The sequence below is a fragment of the Mesorhizobium sp. L103C119B0 genome (assembly GCF_000502235.1).
Taxonomy (GTDB): Bacteria; Pseudomonadota; Alphaproteobacteria; order Rhizobiales; family Rhizobiaceae; genus Mesorhizobium.
In genome coordinates this window covers 18694-38903 of sequence record NZ_AYXE01000019.1, presented here as the reverse complement: position 1 = coordinate 38903, position 20210 = coordinate 18694, and the positions used below count along the sequence as shown (strand labels likewise).

Here is a 20210-nt window from a genome sequence, read left to right as displayed (position 1 = left end):
GCTCACCGTCGCCAAATGGAAACCGGTGCCGCCAGGTTCACGTGTCTGCCGGCGAAGGCCGCCATGGCCCGGAGGTGAAGCCGGCGAGGCGCTTCCGCTGGTCCATGCAAGCCGAGGATCGCGCCGCGCCGTGCATCGCATCTCTCGTCCCGCTGCGCTGCTGAGATCTCTCCTGTCAGGCGGTCTAGGTTTCGCGCTTCGGGCCGAGCAGGAACACTATGAGGGCAGCGACGAACGTGGCAACAGCACTGTAGGCAATGGCGCTGGTAATCCCCGCATTCTCCACCAATAGTCCGCCGAAAATCGCGCCGGCTGCGATTGCCACTTGGAATACTGTGACCAGCAGCACACCGGCGCTTTGGGCCTGCTCGGGAACGGCCCTCCTTACCATCCACGTCTGCAATCCCACTGGCACCGCGCCGAAGGCAAACCCCCACGCGGCAACAGCAATCGCCGAGGCAAAGGCCGATGCTCCCGCCGTCAGTAGCGAAACAGCGGCTATCGCTATGAGCAGCGGTGCAAGGGCCGCGACTGCCTTGAGACTGTACTCGGCCAGAAGCCCGCCGGCCAGATTGCCGAAGAATCCGCTGATGCCAAAAGCCAGCAACACAAGCGAGATCGTCTCGACATCCAGCGCGGGAATCTTCTCGAGGAAGGCGCGGATATAGGTGATTCCGGCGAAGTGGCCGGAAGCGACCAGCAGGACGACCAAAAGCGCAATTTTGACCATCGGAATCTTGGCCACATCCAGCAGGCTTCGGAAGCTAGCCACTCCAATCGGAGGCAGTCTCGGAATGGTTATGAGTTGCACGAGCAGTGTAGCGGCGGCGCCGGCTGCGGCGAGCATGAAGGCGCTTCGCCATCCCCAGATATCGCCGACATAAGCGCCGATTGGAGCTGCGCAGACGGTAGCTACGGAAACGCCGGTAAGGATGATCGACATAGCGCGCGGCAGGAGGTGGCTTGGAACGAGCCGCATCGCCAGTGCTGCCGACATTGACCAGAAGCCTCCGAGCGCTATGCCGAGCACGACGCGTGCAGTCAGGAGAACCGCCAGCGACCACGCGCCGGCCGCCAGAACATCCGACAGGATCAGCAGCAGCGTCATGGTCCACATGACGGTCCTGCGGTCCAGGCGCTTTGTGATGATGGCCACCGTCGGCGCCGAGATCGCCCCGACGATAGCTGTCGCCGTCATCGCCTGTCCAGCCGCTCCCTCGNCTCCCTCGCTGATACCGAGATCATGCGCGAGGGGCGTGAGCAGGCTGACAGGCAGAAACTCTGCCGTGACCAGCCCGAATGTGCCCAAGGAAAGCGAAATGACTGCACCCCAGGCGGGACCAGACGGTGGGACGGGCTTTTCTGGGTCGTGCAGAACAGCGTCCATGACGCCTGCTGCGGATTGGGTCATGAACGAAGTCTCCACTTTGATGCAATGCAACGTGATGTTGGCTGCCTTGACCCAAATCTAAAAACACAAGCGCATTTCCCGGCGGCGTTGCACGGAGGAGGGGATGTTCATTGCTTCGCGATATTTTGTGACGGTGCGGCGCGCAACATCGATGCCGGTTTCCTTCAGCCGGACAGCGATGTCCTCATCGGAAAGCACGTCGCCGGGAGATTCTGCGGCAATGATCGCTTTGATCCGATGCCGGACAGCTTCGGCGGAGTGCGCATCGCCGCCTTGGCAGGACGCGATCGCGACGGTGAAAAAATACTTCAGTTCAAAAACTCCGCGCGGGGTAAGCATGTACTTGTTCGAGGTCACCCGGCTTACCGTCGACTCGTGCACGCCGATCGCGTCAGCGACGGTTCTAAGATTGAGAGGCCGCAGGTGGGCGACGCCATGTTCCAAAAAGGCCTCCTGCTGACGCACGATTTCAGCCGCAACCTTAACAATCGTCTTGGCGCGCTGATCGAGGCTGCGGATTAGCCAGTTCGCGTTTTGCAAGCATTCTTCGAGAAATGCTTGATCTTTCGAATTTTGGGCAGTCTGACGCGTGACTTCGGCATAGTAGGTTTGGTTGATCAGCAGCTTCGGCAGCGTGGCGGGATCAAGTTCGATCTGCCACCCGCCTTGCGGCGAGGGTGTGACCCAGACGTCGGGTATGATTGATTCAGAGGCACCGGATTCGAATCTGTTCCCAGGCTTTGGATCGAGCGCACGAACCTCATGCATCATGTCGAGAAGGTCTTCTTCATCGACGCCGCAATGCTGCTTCAGCGCCTCAAAATCGCGTCGCGCAAGCATTTCAAGATGGGCAACCAAAGCTGCCATTGCCGGGTCGAGCCGGTTTCGCTGGCGCAACTGAATCTCGAGGCATTCTCTGAGACTTCGCGCAAAAACTCCCGGTGGATCAAATTGTTGCAAGGTTCCGAGAACCCGTTCCACAACAGCCTCATGGACATTTAGGCTCTCGGCCAGCTCCAAAAGGTTTGCCCGAAGGTAGCCAGTGTCTTCCAGATCGGCGGCAAGCTGGCCAGCGATCAGCCGCTCCTGTGGTGTGAACGCAGTGAGGGCGATCTGACGAGCGACATGGTCGTGCAATGTTTCGGCGAGTGTGGCAAACTCGTCGAGGGAAGGGCCATTGCCCGGCGGGTTGTTGGTCGTGTTGCGAAGTGATTTCCATTGCCCGAGCCGTTCAGGCGACCCTGCCCCGGTCGGACCTTCAACGGCGTTTGCCCCAAAGCCGACAGGCTGATCCGCTCCCGAAATCGAAGCATCGTCAAAAGGCCCGCCATCGTTTGACGCAGATTCCAAGAGCGGGTTCTTCTCGATTTCCCCCTCCACGAACTGATGCAGTTCGGTATGCGCCAGTTGCAGCAAGCGAATCGACTCAATGAGTTGAGGCGATGCGACGATGGATTGCTTCTGGCGCTGAAACAGGCTTGCTGAAGATTGCATGGTGTGTGCGATAATCCCGTCGAGGAGCCTCTTGGGGCCTGCAATGGCGCCAGTGAGACGTTTTCTAGGTCATGCGGCGGCTTTCATCGTTTCGAGAACGTTTTGCGGGGATGAGACGCCATACGGGTCGGCCTCGCAGTTGTCGGAGAAACCTTCCTCCTCGAACCAGTGCTCCACCACGCCATTGTTGATCAGGGCGGCGTAGCGCCATGAGCGCATCCCGAATCCGAGATTGTCCTTGGCAACCAGCATGCCCATCTTGCGTGTGAACTCGCCTGAGCCATCGGGGATGAGCTGGACCTGCTTCAGGCCCAAGGACTTCCCCCACGCATTCATGACAAAGGCATCGTTGACTGAGAGGCAGTAAATCGCGTCAATTCCCTGCTTCGCAAACTCATCATAGAGCTCTTCGAACTTGGGCAATTGGTAGGTCGAGCAGGTCGGGGTGAAGGCGCCAGGCAGCGAGAACAGGATGACCCGCTTGCCGGCAAAGTAGTCGTCAGATGTTTTTTCTTGCCAGCGATATGGATTTGGCCCCTGGACTGACTTATCGTGAACACGCGTGAGAAAGGTGACGAAGGGAACTTTGTTTCGAACTGTCATCAAGTTGCTCCTGAAGAAGACTGCGCTGAATTCTGGCAGAGGCTGGCGCAATACCGGGCAATGGCTCGTATCCCCGGCACGGATGAGGGCCTCGCGGCTCGCAACCTCCTTTTTTCCCTCCCGACGTATGGGAACGTCTTGGCGGTTGGTCTTGGCCACCCGAACGCAATCGATCTGAGCGAGCTGGACACCGTCGAGCCGGTTGCTTTCCACGGCTATGGCGCCGGAAGCGGGATCGGTCACTAGCGATAGTGCGTTTGGAAAAGGGATAGCGGCCGGAAGGAGCCAATATCGCAAAGCATGTGGGGGCCTGAAATGTCACTTCACGCAACAGACCCGCTTCACTGGATTCCGCGTCACTGGACTGGTTCAGCATGTTGTCGATATGTGGCAGTGACCCGCCGGCTTTGGCTTGGGTGACGACCCTTTGACAAGGCTTTTCGGCACTCACATGCTGAACAGAACCGGCAAACCGCATTTGCGCGCGCTGCCCGTGTTGGCGTGCCGGCATCGGACCAGCCATGCGCAAAGCGGCCATCCAGAACGGACTTCCGGAGGAGACGATGCCCCGATGTTCAGCTGCAAGGGGCACCGTCTCCTCAGGCCACGGTCTAGAGCTTCGCGTATCGGGCATGGCACAAGTCGCTTTCATCGTGATTTGATGGTGCTCTAACCAGGAGCAGCAAGCGGCGTGCCATTTGGAATAGAGGTGCCGTTGGACCGCCCCTCCTTCTCGGAGGCCGTGTCTTGGAAGATCGGGCGCGCGCTTTAACCGCCTCGTCACACAGGCAACAACGATGCTGTGTGGTGCGGATATTCGGCGCTTCGGCCCCGGCTGGGCAAAGAAGACCGGAAGCCGAGCCGATGCACTACCTGAGGCTGGCGGGCACTCCAGTCATTGCGTAGCGTGTGCCGCTAGCATTCATGGGTGCGCAGGCACCGCGAACACGCGCCTTTCGCGGCAACATGAGCGCACGCTCTTGGGCAAGCGCCTTGGCCCCGTGAGGATCGAATTCCCCAATCGTGTCTGTTTGCTGCCCTCTTATGTTCGAAACTGGACCAGAATGTCGCAAGCCCGACCTAAAGGTCGCCGAGGCGTTCTGTCCGACACTGTTCGGTCGCCTTTGTTGGTCCGCGACACCGGCCTATTTCGCCTAGCTCTTCTCTGGCCTCAGGCTAAGCCCCTAAAAGCATCACAGATTTTTTTCTTCGGTCGGCCAACTTGGCACGAGTTTTGAAGCCTCTTCGTTGCGGGCCGGGAGCCGCCGACCGACTTTCATTTCGTGGATGGCACGAATGGAACGAAGAAAGAAAAGCAAAATGTCAAATCCGCGTCGGATAGCGTCTATGGGCATGGTGTGCTCGGCGAAACCGCCCTTACCCAACAGCTCGCCGCCCTTGTCGACCCTTGCGCAGGAAAGCTTGGCCGGCGGCGGCTCAAATGCCCACCGCGCCGACTTTTTCCTGACCTAGAAGGTGCAAGATAACGTTCCGCATCTCGCCGCGCGATGTGCCTACGCGTTAGCCGTTCTTGATAATCGGTCTGCCTTCGGAGGACGTCATCTATATGCCGTCTTAGGTCTTCGCTGCCGCAGCGCTCGCCGGTCACCTTCCGCCCTCGCTATTGAGTGAAGTGCCACCATGTCCGAACAACCCTTGCCGACGCTGCCGATGTGGCGCCTCGATCACATTGAGCCATCGCCCGAGATGTTGGCGCTACGCACCAATGGTCCGATCCACCACGTGCGCTTCCCGTCCGGGCACGAAGGCTGGTGGGTCACAGGCTATGACGAGGCCAAGGCGGTGTTGATCGACGCGGCGTTCCGGCCCGCGGGAATGCCGCCGGCGGCATTCACCCCGGATTCGGTGATTCTCGGTTCGCCAGGATGGCTGGTCTCGCACGAGGGGGGCGAGCATACGCGGCTACGCACGATCGTGGCGCCGGCCTTCAGCAACGGCAGGGTGAAGCAGCTCGCGCAGCAGGTGGAGGCGATCGCCGCGCAGTTGTTCGAGACGCTGGCGGCCCAGCCCCAGCCCGCCGATCTGCGGCGCCACCTCTCCTTTCCGCTTCCTGCGATGGTCATTGGCGCGCTGATGGGCGTGCTCTACGAGGATCACGCCTTTTTTGCAGGGCTGTCCGACGAGGTGATGACGCACCAGCATGAAAGCGGCCCGCGAAGCGCGTCGCGCTTGGCCTGGGAAGAACTCCGCGCCTACATTCGCGGCAAGATGCGGGACAAGCGCCAGGATCCGGGCGACAACGTGCTGACGGATCTGCTCGCGGCGGTCGACCAGGGCAAGGCGACCGAGGAAGAGGCGATCGGCCTGGCGGCAGGCATGCTGGTGGCGGGGCACGAGAGCACCGTGGCACAGATCGAATTTGGCCTGCTGGCCATGTTCCGCCATCCGCAACAGCGCGAACGCCTGGTGGGCGATCCATCCCTGGTGGACAAGGCCGTGGAGGAAATCCTGCGCATGTACCCGCCGGGCGCCGGCTGGGACGGCATCATGCGCTATCCGAGGACCGACGTGACCATCGCGGGCGTGCATGTTCCCGCAGAGAGCAAGGTGCTGGTCGGCCTGCCGGCGACGTCGTTCGATCCGCGCCATTTCGACGACCCGGAAATCTTCGACATCGGACGTGACGAAAACCCGCACCTGGCGTTCTCCTACGGGCCGCACAGCTGCATCGGCTTGGCGCTGGCCAGGCTGGAACTAAAAGCGGTGTTCGGTTCGATCTTCCAGTGCTTTCCCGCGCTGCGCCTGGCGGTGGCGCCCGAAGAACTGGAGTTGCGCAAGGAGATCATCACTGGCGGGTTCGTGGAGTTCCCGGTGCTCTGGTGATGCGCGGACGCCACGAGGAATCGCGATGTCCTCGAATTGCCGGCGCCCCTGCCGCGCGCCGATCAGATCAGCCAACCAACAGGTGACCAATGGACGTGCAAGAAACCACGGCAGCATGCCGGGACGCCTTCGCCGAACTCGCGTCGCCAGCGTGCATTCAGGACCCGTACCCATTCATGCGGTGGTTGCGCGAGCACGATCCGGTACATCGCGCGGCGTCGGGCCTCTTTCTGTTGAGCCGCCACGCCGACATCTACTGGGCGCTTAAAGCCACTGGCGATGCTTTTCGGGGGCCGGCACCAGGCGAACTGGCGCGCTATTTCCCGCGTGCGGCGACCAGCCTGTCGCTAAGTCTGCTGGCGTCCACTTTGGCGATGAAGGAACCTCCAACGCATACGCGTCTGCGCCGGCTGATCTCGCGCGATTTCACCATCGGCCAGATCGACAAGCTGAGGCCGGCCATCGCTCGCATTGTCGCAGCGCGCCTGGACGGCATGGCGCCCGCACTGGAGCGCGGGGAGGCAGTGGACCTGCATCAGGAATTCGCGCTGGCCTTGCCCATGCTGGTTTTCGGCGAACTGTTCGGCATGCCCCCGGACGACATTCTCGGGCTCGTCACCGGCATCAGCGCCATTCTGGAAGGCCTGAGCCCGCACGCCAGCGATCCCCAGCTCGCCGCGGCGGACTCGGCCAGCGCCAGGGTTCAGGCGTACTTCGGCGACCTAATACAGCGCAAGCGCTCCGATTCCAGCCACGACATCGTGTCAATGCTGGTCGGCGCACACGACGGCGATGCCGAGATGCTGTCGGATACGGAATTGATCAGCATGCTCTGGGGCATGTTGCTGGGCGGCTTCGCCACCACTGCCGCGGCCATCGGCCATGCTGTCCTGGCGATGCTGGCGTATCCCGAACAGCGGCACTGGCTGAAAGGAGATGCCATGGGGGTAAAGGCATTCGTCGAAGAAGCCCTGCGCTACGACGCGCCCGCCATGTTCAGCTCCATTCCGCGTATCGCCCAGCGCGACATCGAACTGGGCGGCGTGGTGATCCCGAAGAACGCGGACGTGCGCGTTCTGATCGCGGCCGGCAATCGTGACCCGGACGCCTTCGCCGATCCGGACCGCTTCGATCCCGTGCGGTTCTACGGCACCAGTCCTGGCATATCGATCGACGGGAAGATCATGCTGGCCTTCGGCCACGGCATCCACTTCTGCCTTGGTGCGCAACTGGCCCGGGTGCAGTTGGCCGAGAGCCTGCCGCGGATCCAGGCGCGCTTCCCCACGCTGGCATTGGCCGAGCAGCCGACCTGGGAGCCCTCCGCGTTCCTTAGGACGTTCCGCGCGCTGCCGGTGCGGCTGCATCGGCAGGAGGGCTGAGATGCGCGTCGTGGTCGATCAGGATCTGTGCGGAACTACCGGGCAGTGCGTGCTGACGCTGCCGGGCGCCTTTCGCCAGCGCGAACCGGACGGGGTGGCCGAAGTGTGCGTGGCGACGGTCCCGCAGGCGCTGCACGCCGCCGTGCGGCTTGCGGCCAACCAGTGCCCGGTCGCCGCCATTCGGGTCATCGAAAGCGATGCTGGCCATGACGAGCGCGCCAGCGCGGACCCTGCGCCTTCTCCGGCGCAGGCCGAGCGGCATGCTGCGAAAGACCAATGCAATTCAGGAGACACGATGGCAAGGTTTGAAGGCAAGGTGGCCGTGGTGACCGGCGCCGGCGCCGGCATCGGCAAGGCATGCGCTCTCGCCATCGCGCGCGGGGGCGGCAGAGTGGTGGTGGCCGACATTGATGGCTCGGCGGCCATCGCCTGCACCGCGCAGATCGCGGCCGAAGCAGGCCACGCGCTGCCCATAGCCATGGATATCGCCGATGAGCAGGCGGTGGCAGCGCTGTTCGAGACGGCGGAGCGGCACTTCGGGGGGGTCGACCTGCTGGTGAACAATGCGAGCGCCATGCATCTGACCCCGCGCGACTGCGCGATCCTCGACCTGGACCTGGCAGTCTGGGACCAGACCATGGCGACCAATCTGCGCGGCACGCTGCTCTGCTGCCGGCAGGCCATCCCACGGATGATCGACCGTGGCGGTGGCGCGATCGTCAACATGTCGTCGTGCCAAGGGCTCAGCGGTGACACGGCGCAGACGTCCTACGGCGCGTCGAAGGCGGCGATGAACATGCTCTCGGCTTCGCTCGCCACCCAGTACGGTCATGCGCAGATTCGCTGCAACGCGGTTGCGCCGGGTCTTATCATGACCGAGCGTCTCCTCGCCAAGCTGGACGAGTGCATGCAACGGCATCTGCGCCGGCACCAGCTCCTGCAGCGCGTCGGCCGCCCCGAGGACGTGGCCGCGCTCGTGGCGTTCCTGCTCTCCGCCGATGCTGCGTTCATCACCGGCCAGGTCGTGTGCATCGATGGCGGCATGCTGGCGCATGTGCCGACATACGCCGACGGTGGCAACAGCTGCGCCGCGCGCCCTGCAGGCGACACCGAATCGGCGGCGGCGGCGCGCTGCTGATGGACATGCTGCTCAACCCGCTCAACCGTCGGCACCGGCTGCGGTGCGACATCCCGGTCATGCCTGGCGCTTTCCCCCTGGTCGGGCATCTTCCCGCCATTGTCTGCGACCTGCCGCGCCTGCTGCAGCGAGCAGAACGGACGCTGGGCAGCCACTTCTGGCTGGATTTCGGCCCTGCCGGACATCTGATGACCTGCGTGGATCCGGACGCATTCTCACTGCTCAAGCACAAGGACGTGTCCTCGGCGCTGATCGAAGAGATCGCGCCCGAATTGCTTGGTGGAACGTTGGTCGCCCTGGACGGCGGCGCGCACCGGCAGGCGCGCGATGCCATCAAGGCAGCGTTCTTGCCCAAGGGACTGACCCAGGCCGGGATCGGCGACCTGTTCGCGCCCGTGATCCAGGCGCGGGTGCAGGCATGGCGCGCCCGCGGCGAGGTACCCATCCTGCGCGAAACCGGCGACCTCATGCTGAAGCTCATCTTCAGCCTCATGGGAATCCCCGCGCAGGACCTGCCGGGATGGCATCGCAAGTACCGGCAATTGCTGCAATTGATCGTCGCGCCACCGGTCGACCTGCCCGGATTGCCTTTGCGGCGCGGCCGCGCCGCCCGCGACTGGATCGACGCGCAGTTGCGCCGGTTTGTCCGCGATGCGCGCGCGCATGCCGCGCGCACCGGGCTGATCAACGACATGGTGAGCGCCTTCGACCGCAGCGACGGTCCGCTCTCCGATGATGTCCTGATCGCGAATATTCGCTTGCTGCTGCTTGCCGGTCACGACACCACTGCCTCGACGATGGCCTGGATTGTGATCGAGCTGGCGCGGCAGCCTGTGCTGTGGGACGCCCTGGTCGAGGAGGCGCAACGCGTGGGCGCGGTGCCGACCCGGCACGCAGACCTGGCGCAGTGTCCGGTCGCCGAGGCGCTGTTCCGCGAGACACTGCGTCTGCATCCGGCGACCACGCTCCTGCCGCGTCGCGCGCTGCAGGAATTGCAACTCGGCCAACGGCGCATTCCCGCGGGCACCCATCTATGCATCCCGCTGCTGCATTTCTCGACCTCGGCGCTGCTGCACGAGGCGCCTGATCAGTTCCGCCTGGCGCGGTGGCTGCTACGCACAGAGCCGATCAGGCCGGTTGACATGCTGCAGTTCGGTACCGGCCCACACGTCTGCATCGGCTACCACCTGGTATGGCTGGAAATGGTGCAGTTCTGCATCGCCTTGGCGCTGACCATGCACAAGGCCGGGGTGCGGCCGCAGTTGCTGAGCGAGGTCGAAAAAGGCCGGCGCTATTACCCTACCGCACATCCGTCAATGAAAATTCGAATAGGCTTTTCATGAGCTGGCATCGCATGCCCTGTGTGGCAAGGCAGCGGCGCCGGCGGGGCGCGGCATTGCTGCACTCAGCGCACGCGCTCGTGTGACGCCGGCGACACCGTGACGGCTTGCGCTCGCCGTGGCCGTCTCAGCTACAAGGACATGAAAACATGCAGACCGGTTCCACTCCACGCGACCGAATCGGCGTTTCCGCATCCGGCGGATTGGGCGCGCAGGCGCGCGGCGCATCTGGCGGGCTGCTCCCGCAGATCTGGATGCAGGACGGCGCAAAGCGGGTCGAACAGGCGCTGGCGCGTCTGCTCTGCGCCGAAGACGACGGTAAGACAGAGCTGATGGCGGCCATGCGCTACGCCACCTTGCATGGCGGGAAGCGCACCCGCGCCTTGCTCTGTCTGGCTGCCGGCGCACTGGCGGGCACGCCGGCGCACATGCTCGACGACGTTGGCGCCGCCATCGAGATGATGCACGCCTGTACCCTGGTCCACGACGACCTGCCTGCGATGGACGACGACGTGCTTCGCCGCGGCCTTCCGACCGTGCACGTAAAGTTCGGCGAAGCCACTGCGATCCTGGTCGGCGATGCGCTGCAGGCCCACGCCTTCCTGACGCTGGCGAGCCTGGATGCGCCGGGCGACAACCGTATCGCGCTCGTGCGCGAACTGGCGCAGGCGGTGTCCGCCGAGGGTGCCGCAGGCGGGCAGGCCATGGATCTGTCCCTGGCCGGAAAGCACGCCGGGCTGGACAGGATCCTAGCGATGCACCGGATGAAAACCGGAGCGCTAGTGCGCGCGTCGGTTCGCATGGGCGCGCTATACTCCATCACGGAGGATGCCGCGCACGCTGCGCTGTACTGTGCGCTCGATCGCTACACCGCCTGTTTTGGCCTGGCCTTGCAGGTGGCCGACGACATTCTCGACGCGACGGCGGATACCGCGACTCTTGGCAAGACCCCCGGCAAGGACGCGGCGGCGCAGAAGCCGACCTGCGCGTCAATCATGGGGCTGCAGGCAGCGCGCCAGTTCGCGCTGTATTTGTTGCACGACGCCGGGGAGGCCATCGCCCCTCTGGGGCCGCGTGCGGAAGGGTTGGCTCAGATGCTGCAGCGGGCCAACGTCTATCTGTCCGCGCCATACGCATGAGCGCGCCCATCCGTAAGGACTCGCCCCTGTGCTGGTGCGATCGGCCGGCGGGCGCTGCATGCTGCACTGTGTCCGTGTCGGCGGCGACGTGCGCGGCGTCTGCCCGTTTCTGTTCTCGTTAGCCCTCTGCAGAAGGAACATCCCCGCTGTCCGAACAGATCCTTTCCGAATTGCGCCACCTGCTGAACGAGATGAGCGACGGCGGCAGCGTCGGCCCGTCCATCTACGACACGGCGCGAGCTCTGCAGTTCCACGGCAACGTCACCGGTCGGCAGGACGCGTACACGTGGCTCATCGCGCAGCAACAGGCCGATGGCGGATGGGGAAGTGCGGACTTCCCGCTGTTTCGCCATGCGCCCACGTGGGCGGCGTTGCTGGCATTGCGGCGTGCCGATCCTCTTCTCGACGCTGCCGACGCTGCCGACGCTGCCGACGCAGCCCAGGCTGCAATCCGGTTCCTCGAGCGCCAGCCCGATCCCTACGCGCATTCGGTGCCGGAAGACGCGCCCATCGGCGCGGAGCTGATCCTGCCACAGTTGTGCGACGAGGCCGCATCGTTGCTGGGCGGCTTGGCGTTTCCGCGCCACCCGGCGCTGTTGCCGTTGCGGCAAGCACGCCTGGTCAAGCTGGGGGCTGTGGCGACGTTGCCGAGCGGCCATCCGTTGCTGCACTCCTGGGAAGCCTGGGGGACGTCGCCAGCCACCGCATGCCCGGACGACGACGGCAGCATCGGCATCAGTCCAGCGGCCACCGCCGCCTGGCGTGCCCACGCCGTGACACAGGGGAACACGCCGCAGGTCGGGCGCGCCGACGGGTATCTGCAGGCGGCATCGCGGGCGACGCGCAGCGGCATCGAAGGTGTCGTTCCCAACGTCTGGCCGATCAATGTGTTCGAGCCATGCTGGTCGCTGTACACCTTGCATCTGGCCGGTCTGTTCGCGCATCCCGCTTTCGCCGAGGCGGTGCAAGTGATCATCGCGCAGCTCGACGCCCGCCTCGGAGCGCGCGGTCTGGGCCCGGCCTTGCACTTCGCGGCCGATGCGGACGACACCGCCGTTGCGTTGTGCGTCCTTCGCCTTGCAGGCCGCGACCCGGCGGTCGACGCGTTGCGCCATTTCGCAACCGGCGAGCTCTTCGTCACCTTCCCCGGCGAGCGCAATGCCTCGGTGTCGACCAACATCCATGCCCTGCATGCGTTGCGAATTTTGGGAAAGCCCGCCGCCGGCACCAGCGCCTACGTCGAGGCCAATCGCAACCCGCACGGTCTATGGGACAACGAAAAATGGCACGTTTCCTGGCTGTATCCAACCGCGCATGCGGTCGCTGCGCTGGCGCAAGGCAAGCCCCAGTGGCGCGACGAGCGCGCGCTGGCAGCGCTGCTGCAGGCGCAGCGCGACGATGGCGGCTGGGGCGCCGGTCGCGCGTCCTCATTCGAGGAAACCGCCTATGCGCTGTTCGCGTTGCACGTGATGGACGGGAGCGAAGAGCCGGCAGGGCGTCGGCGCATCGCGCAGGCGGTGGCGGGTGCGCTGAAGTGGATGCTCGCTCGCCACGCGGCGCATGTATTGCCCCAGACGCCGCTGTGGATCGGCAAGGAACTGTATTGCCCCACGCGGGTGGTGCGCGTGGCCGAACTCGCCGGGTTGTGGCTGGCGCTTCGTTGGGGGCGGCGCGTCTCGGCCGAGGGAGCAGGAGCCGGGCCATGATCCCGACCGATCGCGCGCTGCAGCAGGTGCTGGAATGGGGGCGTTCCCTGACTGGGTTCACCGACGAGTATGGCCTGGAAGCAGTCAGGGGCGGCCAGTACATCCTGCAGCGCATCCACCCGAGCCTGCGCGACACCAGCGCCCGCACAGGCCGCGATCCGCTGGACGAGACGCTGATCGTGGCGTTCTATCGAGAACTGGCGCTGCTGTTCTGGCTCGACGATTGCAACGACCTTGACCTGATCGCGCCGGAGCAGCTCGCCGCGGTGGAGCAGGCGCTGGGGCAAGGCGTGCCGTGCGCGCTCCCCGGATTCGAGGGCTGTGCTGTGCTGCGCGCTTCGCTCGCCGCGCTCGCCTACGATCGTCGCGACTATGCTCAGCTTCTCTACCATACCCGGTGCTACTGCGCGGCGCTGCGTGCCGGACACGCGCAGGCGGCAGGGGCAGAGCGCTGGTCCTACGCCGAGTACTTGCAGAACGGCGTGGATTCGATCGCCTACACGAACGTGTTCTGTTGCCTGTCCTTGCTGTGGGGGCTGGACATGGCGAGCTTGCGCGCGCATCCGGCGTTTCGCCAGGTCCTGCGGCTCATCTCCGCGATAGGGCGCTTGCAGAACGATCTGCATGGACGCGAAAAGGATAAGTCGGCCGGCGAGGGAGCTAACGCGGCGATCCTGCTGCTGCAGCGCTATCCGGCTATGCCTGTGGTGGAGTTCCTCAACGACGAGCTGGCCGGCCATACGCGCATGCTGCACCGGGTGATGGCGCAAGAACCCTTTCCACCGCCGTGGGGACCGTTGATCGAAGCCATGGCGGCCATCCGCGCGCAGTACTACCAGACCTCAACCAGCCGCTACCGCAGCGACGCTGCGGGGGGAGGCGAGCGTGCGCCGGCCTGAACGCGCGGGAAACGCCGGCGTGCGCGCGCTGCCGTCGGTCCGATCCGACGCAACGCCGTCGCGCGATGCGGCGGATGGGGCGAGCATCAGCGACACCAAGCTGAGCCGGCGCAAGGACGACCACCTGGACATCGTGCTGGATCGGCGAACGGCGTGGGCCAAGGCCGCCGGCTGGGAGTGCATTCGTTTCGAACACTGCGCATTGCCCGAGTTGGACCTGACGCAGATCGACCTCAGCGCCTCGCTGCTTGGCAAGACCATGCGCGCGCCGCTGCTGATCAGCTCCATGACCGGCGGCATGCCACGCGCGGAGTCCATCAACCGGCATCTGAGCGAGGCAGCGCAAGCCTTGGGGATCGCCATGTGCGTCGGTTCGCAGCGCGTGAGCCTGCGATCCCCCAACTCCCATGGGCTGACGCGCGCGCTGCGCCGCCTGGCCCCAGACGTTCCATTACTTGCCAACATCGGCGCCGCGCAACTGCGCGAGGCCGACGGCCTGGACCTGGCGCGCCGGGCGGTGGATGCACTGGAGGCCGATGGACTCATCGTCCATCTCAATCCACTGCAGGAAGCGGTACAGCCGGAGGGCGACCGCGACTGGCGAGGCGTCCTGGCGCAGATCGCTCGCGCCGCGCGCAGCGTCGGCGTGCCGATCGTGGCCAAGGAAGTAGGGTCGGGCCTCTCGGCCTCGGTGGCTTGTGCGCTCGTTCAGGCGGGCGTGGCGGTGATCGATGTCGCCGGCGCCGGCGGCACCAGTTGGGCCGCGGTGGAGGGCGAGCGCGCCTGCGATGCCGCCGACCGCGCAGTGGCGATGGCGTTCGCCGATTGGGGGATCCCGACCCCGGCCAGCGTGCAGGCGGTACGTCGGGCGATGCCAGCGGTGAAGCTGATCGCGTCGGGCGGGATCAGCGACGGCGTCGACGTGGCCAAGGCCATCCGCCTGGGCGCGGACATCGCGGGGCAGGCAGCCGGCGTGCTGCGCGCGGCCACCGTATCCACCGAGGCGGTTGTCGCGCATTTCGAGATCCTCATTCGCCAGTTGGCCGTCGCCTGCTTCTGCACCGGCTCGGCTGATCTGGCGGCGTTGCGTCAGGCGCGCTTGTTGCCCTTGGCTCATCTGCCCGCCGGTTGATGCCGGCGTCGCCCGCACGTCGCGGCGGGCGCCTAGTCTTATCTGGGTCGGAAAGTCTCGGAAGCGGGGGGATTCGCGCTGGTCGCGGCTTGTTCGGGTGCTACTTCGTGATCAGGGAGGCGCCCCGCCATGCTCGAACGGACAGCCGAGAGCAAAGGGTATTCGACGGCTATGTCGATGCTTGATCCAGGATGATCGGTCACGCGAACCGCGCTGAGCCCCTGAAAGGGTCGGAACACCAGGTGCGGCGGGAGACCGGCAGGGAGTACATGGTACAAAGCCATTGCAATGAACGAGTAGCGATCCACATTGATTCCGAGTCATGCGCCGGTCGGTCGTATGGACGCGAAGAGACGAGCGCCTTCATCTGCCGGACTGCCTTGATTTAACATGCCGATGGGTTCGGAGCGCTGATCGGGGGTTAGTTTCGGACCGCGTTCACCGTCGGGGACGCCAAGGCAGGAAGATTGATCTCTTAGCGTATCACTCTACCTATGGAAGATACGTTAACAGATCATAGGTCGTTGACCTCGATCGCTAGATAAGATACGCTGCCATATCTTCTAGCATTGGAATGGATCGTTTACATATCATATGGACTCTCAATCGGAAATTCTGCGCGAAATCGGCGGGCTGTTCAGGCAGGCGAGGCTGGCCGCTGCGATGACGCAGGAGCAGGTCGCTGATTTGTCGGGTATATCCCGTCCCCGATATCGCGACATCGAAAAGGGAGCCGCAGCCGCGCGTGCAACGACGCTCATGAATATCGCTCGCGCGCTCGGCCTGGAAATGATGCTGGTTCCGCAAGTCATGGTGCCGGCTGTCCAGGCTCTATTGCGTCCGCATGATGATGACGATCGACCCGCCTTTGTTACTCAACCTGACGATGACGATCATGGCTCCAGTCTTTCGCGCACCTAAGGCGATCCCGTCGCTGGACGTGCTCTTGAATGCAGTGAAGATCGGCACAATCGTCAGGACGCCGGGCGATTTCAATGCATTCAACTTCGATGAGGCCTACCGCGCGACGGGCGGCTTTCCGGTTCTCAGCCTGTCGTTCCGGGCAGCGACGGGAGGATTGCGGAAAGATCCGAAGCCTCTGGCAAGCGCCTTGCCCGCTTTCTTCGCGAACCTCCTGCCGGAGGAGAATTTGCGCGAGGCGATGGAAAGGCACCACGAAGGCAATGTGCGGCCAGGCAATGACTTCGATCTTTTAGCGGCACTAGGCGCCGATCTGCCGGGAGCCGTACGGGCGTTGCCCAGTGACGGCGCGATAGCGGTTTCGCAGGATGCTTCAAAGGATCAGCCCAAGGCACGGTTCTCGCTTGCCGGCGTGCAGATGAAGCTGTCGGTCATGAAGAACATTGGAAAAGGCGGCGGCCTTACCTTGCCGATGGACGACGAGCAGGGCCGGTACATTGCCAAGTTCCCTTCGACGGCCTTTCCGGGCGTTTCCGAGAACGAATACGCCAACCTGGCGCTCGCAGCAGCAATCGGCATCGACGTTCCTGAATGCGAACTGGTCGAGAAGTCCGATTTTGAGGGCGTTCCCGAAGAATTCAACACGCTGTCTGACGGCAAGGTCCTTCTCGTCAAACGCTTCGATCGCGGCGCCGGTGGCGAGAGGATACACATCGAGGATTTCGCTCAGGTCTTCGGTGTATACCCCTTGCGCAAATATGAGGGGGCTGCTTATCACGACATAGCCTTGGCTCTTGGCGTGGCCGTCTCGCCTACGGCGGCTCTCGAGTTCGTCCGCCGCCTGGCACTGATCGTCATCACCGGCAATGGCGACATGCACCTGAAGAACTGGTCTTTGATCTATCCGGGTAACGGCGACAAGCCGGCGCTTGCACCAATCTACGACCTCCTATCCACCGTGCCATATATTCCCGCCGACGCCATGGCGCTGTCGCTTGGAGGAGAGCGCTCGTTCAAGGCGCTAGCAGCACCGCGATGGAAAGCATTTGCGAACCGTGCACGGCTTCCGGAGCCAGCAGTCCTGAATGCAGTGGTCGAGACGGTCAAACTCGTCAACGAACACTGGTGGCATCTGCCTGAGCGCGACCTTGTCGCAGCGAAGGTGCTCGAGCGGATCGACGGACATGTGAAGGCGATGACGCCGATACTGAACTCCTGCGCCGAGAAGTAAACCGTCCCTCGGGTTGATATAGCGGAACTATTCGCCCGTGGCCCCGGATGAGTGGCCGTGGATCGGTGGTATGCTAGGATCGCGCGCAAAGTCGGCGGAGTGTCCACTTGGACACGCGTTGAGCAAGCACGTCAGCTCGCGGGCACAGAAGAGTTCGCAGCATCCCGCAGAGGGTCGAGATGCTGTTCGTCCACCTCAATACAACGATGCGGTTCAACCGAATGCGGTGACTGAGGATCGCGATCCGACGCTTTGTGTCGCCAATGTCGCGTCCGCTACACGGGCTGTTCCGACGATCCTTTCTTGGAACTCAAGCTAAACCCCTGAAAAGCAACCATGAAATTATTCTTGGTTGGATCAGCCAAATTGGCATGAGTCTTGAGATCCTTAGGTGCGAGGCGGCTAGAGCTGCCCGACCGGCATTCAAGTCGCGGCAGCCGCGATGAATGGGAACGAAGGAAGGAAAGCTACATGTCAGGTTTGCGTCAGATCGCCTTTTACGGCAAGGGCGGCATCGGCAAGTCCACCACCTCCCAAAATACGCTCGCCGCCCTGGTCGACCTCGGGCAGAGAATCCTCATCGTCGGCTGCGACCCCAAAGCCGACTCCACCCGCCTGATCCTGAACGCGAAGGCGCAGGATACGGTCCTGCATCTCGCGGCAGAGGAAGGTTCGGTGGAAGACCTGGAACTCGCGGACGTGCTCAAGGTCGGCTACAAAGGCATCAAATGCGTGGAGTCGGGCGGACCCGAGCCAGGTGTCGGCTGCGCTGGCCGCGGCGTGATCACCTCGATCAACTTCCTCGAGGAGAACGGCGCCTACGACGACGTCGACTATGTCTCCTACGACGTGCTCGGGGATGTGGTGTGTGGCGGTTTCGCGATGCCGATCCGCGAGAACAAGGCCCAGGAAATCTATATCGTCATGTCCGGCGAGATGATGGCGCTCTATGCCGCCAACAACATCGCCAAGGGCATCCTGAAATACGCCCATTCGGGCGGCGTGCGGCTCGGCGGCCTGATCTGCAACGAGCGCCAAACTGATCGCGAGCTCGACCTCGCCGAGGCGCTTGCTTCCAGGCTCAATTCCAAACTTATCCACTTCGTGCCGCGCGACAACATCGTCCAGCACGCCGAGCTCAGGAAGATGTCTGTGATCCAGTATGCGCCGGACTCCAAGCAGGCCGGCGAATACAGGGCGCTGGCCGAGAAGATCCATGGGAATTCGGGCCAGGGCACCATCCCGACCCCGATCACCATGGAGGAGCTCGAGGACATGCTGCTCGACTTCGGCATCATGAAGACGGACGAGCAGATGCTTGCCGAGCTTCAGGTCAAGGAAGCGGCCAAGACTGCCGCACAGTAGCGACTGCTGCCGACATGAGGCGCCGCCTGACCTGGTGCGCCTTTCAAAGAACGGCGCCTCGTCTGTGAGGCGTCACCCTGAACCTTGAAAGGGGTCCCATGAGCCTGGAATACGAGAATGACGGTGCCCTCCATGCGAAGCTTATCGAGGAGGTGCTGTCGCAATATCCTGACAAGTCGGCGAAGCGCCGCAAAAAGCACCTCAGCGTCGCAAAGAGCGGCGACGAGGCTGGCGAGGAAAGCGAGGTCCTTTCCGAATGCGATGTCAAATCGAACATCAAGTCCATCCCCGGCGTGATGACGATTCGCGGCTGCGCCTATGCCGGCTCGAAAGGCGTGGTGTGGGGTCCAGTCAAGGATATGGTCCATATCTCGCACGGGCCGGTCGGCTGCGGGCAATATTCCTGGTCTCAACGCCGCAACTACTACGTCGGCACGACCGGCATCGACACGTTCGTCACCATGCAGTTCACCTCCGATTTCCAGGAGAAGGACATTGTTTTCGGCGGCGACAAGAAGCTCGAACGGATCATCGACGAGATCGAGGAACTGTTTCCGCTGAACAAGGGCATGACTGTGCAATCCGAATGCCCGATCGGCCTGATTGGCGACGACACGGAAGCTGTGTCCCGCAACAAGGCCAAGGAGCACGAAAAGACAATCGTGCCGGTGCGCTGCGAAGGCTTCCGCGGCGTCTCGCAATCCCTCGGCCACCACATCGCCAACGACGCGATCCGAGACTGGGTTTTCGAGAAGAAGGAAGTGGAGTTCGAGGCCGGCCCGTACGATGTCAATGTGGTCGGCGACTACAACATCGGCGGAGACGCCTGGGCTTCGCGCATCCTGCTCGAGGAGATGGGCCTGCGCGTGGTCGGCAACTGGTCGGGCGACGCTACGCTGGCCGAAATAGAGCGAGCGCCAAAGGCGAAGCTCAATCTCATCCATTGCTACAGGTCGATGAACTACATTTGCCGGCACATGGAGGAAAAGTATGGCATCGCCTGGATGGAGTACAATTTCTTCGGCCCCTCCCAGACTGAAGCCTCTCTGCGCAAGATAGCCAAGCACTTCGGGCCGGAAATCGAGGCCAAGGCCGAGGCGGTCATCGCCAAATACCGGCCCTTGGTCGATGCCATAATCGCCAAGTACCGGCCGCGCCTCGAAGGCAGGACGGTGATGCTCTATGTCGGCGGGCTGCGCCCCCGTCACGTCGTCACGGCATATGAGGACCTGGGCATGGTGATCGTCGGCACTGGCTACGAATTTGGCCATAACGACGACTATCAGCGCACCGGCCACTACGTGAAGAAGGGCACCCTAATCTATGACGACGTGACTGGTTACGAGCTGGAGAAGTTCATCGAAGGGATCCGTCCTGATCTCGTTGGCTCCGGCATCAAAGAGAAGTACCCGGTCCAGAAGATGGGCATACCGTTCCGTCAAATGCATTCCTGGGATTATTCCGGCCCGTATCACGGCTACGACGGCTTCGCCATCTTCGCCCGAGACATGGACCTGGCCATCAACAACCCGGTCTGGAACCTCTACGACGCTCCCTGGAAGAAAAAAGCCGAGCCGTCGGCGGCGATCGCAGCCGAATGAAACCCTG

General features: G+C 63.3%; 15 protein-coding genes and 1 pseudogene. 13 read left to right on the top strand and 3 right to left on the bottom strand.

The genetic code is table 11. The features are described from left to right. Positions 1 to 184: 184 nt before the first annotated feature. From X728_RS141625 to X728_RS0136055, 3 genes are all read right to left on the bottom strand, one after another. The gene (locus X728_RS141625; protein ID WP_031195864.1) at positions 185 to 1411 is read right to left on the bottom strand and encodes an MFS transporter; all 1227 of its coding nucleotides are present in this window, start codon (positions 1409 to 1411) and stop codon (positions 185 to 187) included. Between the two features lie 57 nt (positions 1412 to 1468). Then, entirely contained in the window at positions 1469 to 2905 is a 1437-nt protein-coding gene (gene rpoN / locus X728_RS0136060; RefSeq protein WP_031195863.1) for an RNA polymerase factor sigma-54, read from the bottom strand. Between the two features lie 69 nt (positions 2906 to 2974). After that, a complete protein-coding gene (locus X728_RS0136055; protein ID WP_023741921.1) occupies positions 2975 to 3508 on the bottom strand; it encodes a peroxiredoxin in 534 nt (177 codons plus the stop codon). A gap of 1641 nt (positions 3509 to 5149) precedes the next feature. On the opposite strand from X728_RS0136055, the gene X728_RS141630 reads away from it, so the two are divergent. From X728_RS141630 to nifD, 13 genes and pseudogenes are all read left to right on the top strand, one after another. After that, complete coding sequence (locus X728_RS141630) at positions 5150 to 6352, top strand: cytochrome P450 (protein WP_023832715.1); 1203 nt, start codon at positions 5150 to 5152, stop codon at positions 6350 to 6352. A gap of 89 nt (positions 6353 to 6441) precedes the next feature. Beyond that, positions 6442 to 7731 carry a cytochrome P450 gene (locus X728_RS141635; RefSeq protein WP_031195861.1) on the top strand — a complete coding sequence of 430 codons (1290 nt, stop codon included), beginning with the start codon at positions 6442 to 6444 and terminating at the stop codon, positions 7729 to 7731. Position 7732: 1 nt separating this feature from the next. Further along, a pseudogene (locus tag X728_RS1000000172290) lies at positions 7733 to 7858 on the top strand (ferredoxin); the annotation flags it as partial. Between the two features lie 168 nt (positions 7859 to 8026). Further along, positions 8027 to 8869, top strand: coding sequence for an SDR family oxidoreductase (locus X728_RS0136050; protein ID WP_031195860.1), 843 nt, complete (start codon positions 8027 to 8029; stop codon positions 8867 to 8869). Next, positions 8869 to 10212 carry a cytochrome P450 gene (locus X728_RS141640; RefSeq protein WP_023832712.1) on the top strand — a complete coding sequence of 448 codons (1344 nt, stop codon included), beginning with the start codon at positions 8869 to 8871 and terminating at the stop codon, positions 10210 to 10212. The genes X728_RS0136050 and X728_RS141640 overlap by 1 nt, the downstream gene beginning before the upstream one ends. Before the next feature lie 146 nt (positions 10213 to 10358). Beyond that, entirely contained in the window at positions 10359 to 11348 is a 990-nt protein-coding gene (locus X728_RS141645; protein ID WP_031195858.1) for a polyprenyl synthetase family protein, read from the top strand. Positions 11349 to 11539: 191 nt separating this feature from the next. Beyond that, positions 11540 to 13054, top strand: a complete 1515-nt coding sequence (locus X728_RS141650) for a hypothetical protein (protein WP_023832710.1) — start codon at positions 11540 to 11542, stop codon at positions 13052 to 13054. Beyond that, positions 13051 to 13953 carry a hypothetical protein gene (locus X728_RS141655; protein WP_023832709.1) on the top strand — a complete coding sequence of 301 codons (903 nt, stop codon included), beginning with the start codon at positions 13051 to 13053 and terminating at the stop codon, positions 13951 to 13953. The genes X728_RS141650 and X728_RS141655 overlap by 4 nt, the downstream gene beginning before the upstream one ends. 85 nt (positions 13954 to 14038) lie before the next feature. Further along, positions 14039 to 15085 carry a type 2 isopentenyl-diphosphate Delta-isomerase gene (gene fni, locus X728_RS141660; RefSeq protein ID WP_031195855.1) on the top strand — a complete coding sequence of 349 codons (1047 nt, stop codon included), beginning with the start codon at positions 14039 to 14041 and terminating at the stop codon, positions 15083 to 15085. A gap of 594 nt (positions 15086 to 15679) precedes the next feature. Continuing rightward, positions 15680 to 16006 (top strand): helix-turn-helix transcriptional regulator, encoded by a 327-nt coding sequence (locus X728_RS141665; protein WP_023813986.1) that lies wholly within the window; start codon positions 15680 to 15682, stop codon positions 16004 to 16006. Then, positions 15981 to 17237, top strand: coding sequence for a HipA domain-containing protein (locus X728_RS141670; RefSeq protein WP_031195851.1), 1257 nt, complete (start codon positions 15981 to 15983; stop codon positions 17235 to 17237). Before X728_RS141665 ends, X728_RS141670 begins: the two co-directional genes overlap by 26 nt. Before the next feature lie 471 nt (positions 17238 to 17708). After that, entirely contained in the window at positions 17709 to 18602 is an 894-nt protein-coding gene (nifH, locus tag X728_RS141675) for a nitrogenase iron protein (protein WP_023763052.1), read from the top strand. A gap of 98 nt (positions 18603 to 18700) precedes the next feature. Beyond that, entirely contained in the window at positions 18701 to 20203 is a 1503-nt protein-coding gene (gene nifD, locus X728_RS141680) for a nitrogenase molybdenum-iron protein alpha chain (protein ID WP_023832706.1), read from the top strand. Positions 20204 to 20210: the final 7 nt, after the last annotated feature.

Bases quoted from the DNA above. Each gene is read 5' to 3' on its own strand.
- X728_RS141645 (WP_031195858.1), top strand. From the start codon at position 10,359: ATGCAGACCGGTTCCACTCCACGCGACCGAATCGGCGTTTCCGCATCC.
- X728_RS141650 (WP_023832710.1), top strand. From the start codon at position 11,540: ATGAGCGACGGCGGCAGCGTCGGCCCGTCCATCTACGACACGGCGCGA.
- X728_RS141665 (WP_023813986.1), top strand. From the start codon at position 15,680: ATGGACTCTCAATCGGAAATTCTGCGCGAAATCGGCGGGCTGTTCAGG.
- nifD (WP_023832706.1), top strand. From the start codon at position 18,701: ATGAGCCTGGAATACGAGAATGACGGTGCCCTCCATGCGAAGCTTATC.
- nifH (WP_023763052.1), top strand. From the start codon at position 17,709: ATGTCAGGTTTGCGTCAGATCGCCTTTTACGGCAAGGGCGGCATCGGC.
- X728_RS141635 (WP_031195861.1), top strand. From the start codon at position 6,442: ATGGACGTGCAAGAAACCACGGCAGCATGCCGGGACGCCTTCGCCGAA.
- rpoN (WP_031195863.1), bottom strand. From the start codon at position 2,905: ATGCAATCTTCAGCAAGCCTGTTTCAGCGCCAGAAGCAATCCATCGTC.
- X728_RS0136050 (WP_031195860.1), top strand. From the start codon at position 8,027: ATGGCAAGGTTTGAAGGCAAGGTGGCCGTGGTGACCGGCGCCGGCGCC.
- X728_RS141655 (WP_023832709.1), top strand. From the start codon at position 13,051: ATGATCCCGACCGATCGCGCGCTGCAGCAGGTGCTGGAATGGGGGCGT.
- X728_RS141630 (WP_023832715.1), top strand. From the start codon at position 5,150: ATGTCCGAACAACCCTTGCCGACGCTGCCGATGTGGCGCCTCGATCAC.
- X728_RS0136055 (WP_023741921.1), bottom strand. From the start codon at position 3,508: ATGACAGTTCGAAACAAAGTTCCCTTCGTCACCTTTCTCACGCGTGTT.
- X728_RS141640 (WP_023832712.1), top strand. From the start codon at position 8,869: ATGGACATGCTGCTCAACCCGCTCAACCGTCGGCACCGGCTGCGGTGC.
- X728_RS141670 (WP_031195851.1), top strand. From the start codon at position 15,981: ATGGCTCCAGTCTTTCGCGCACCTAAGGCGATCCCGTCGCTGGACGTG.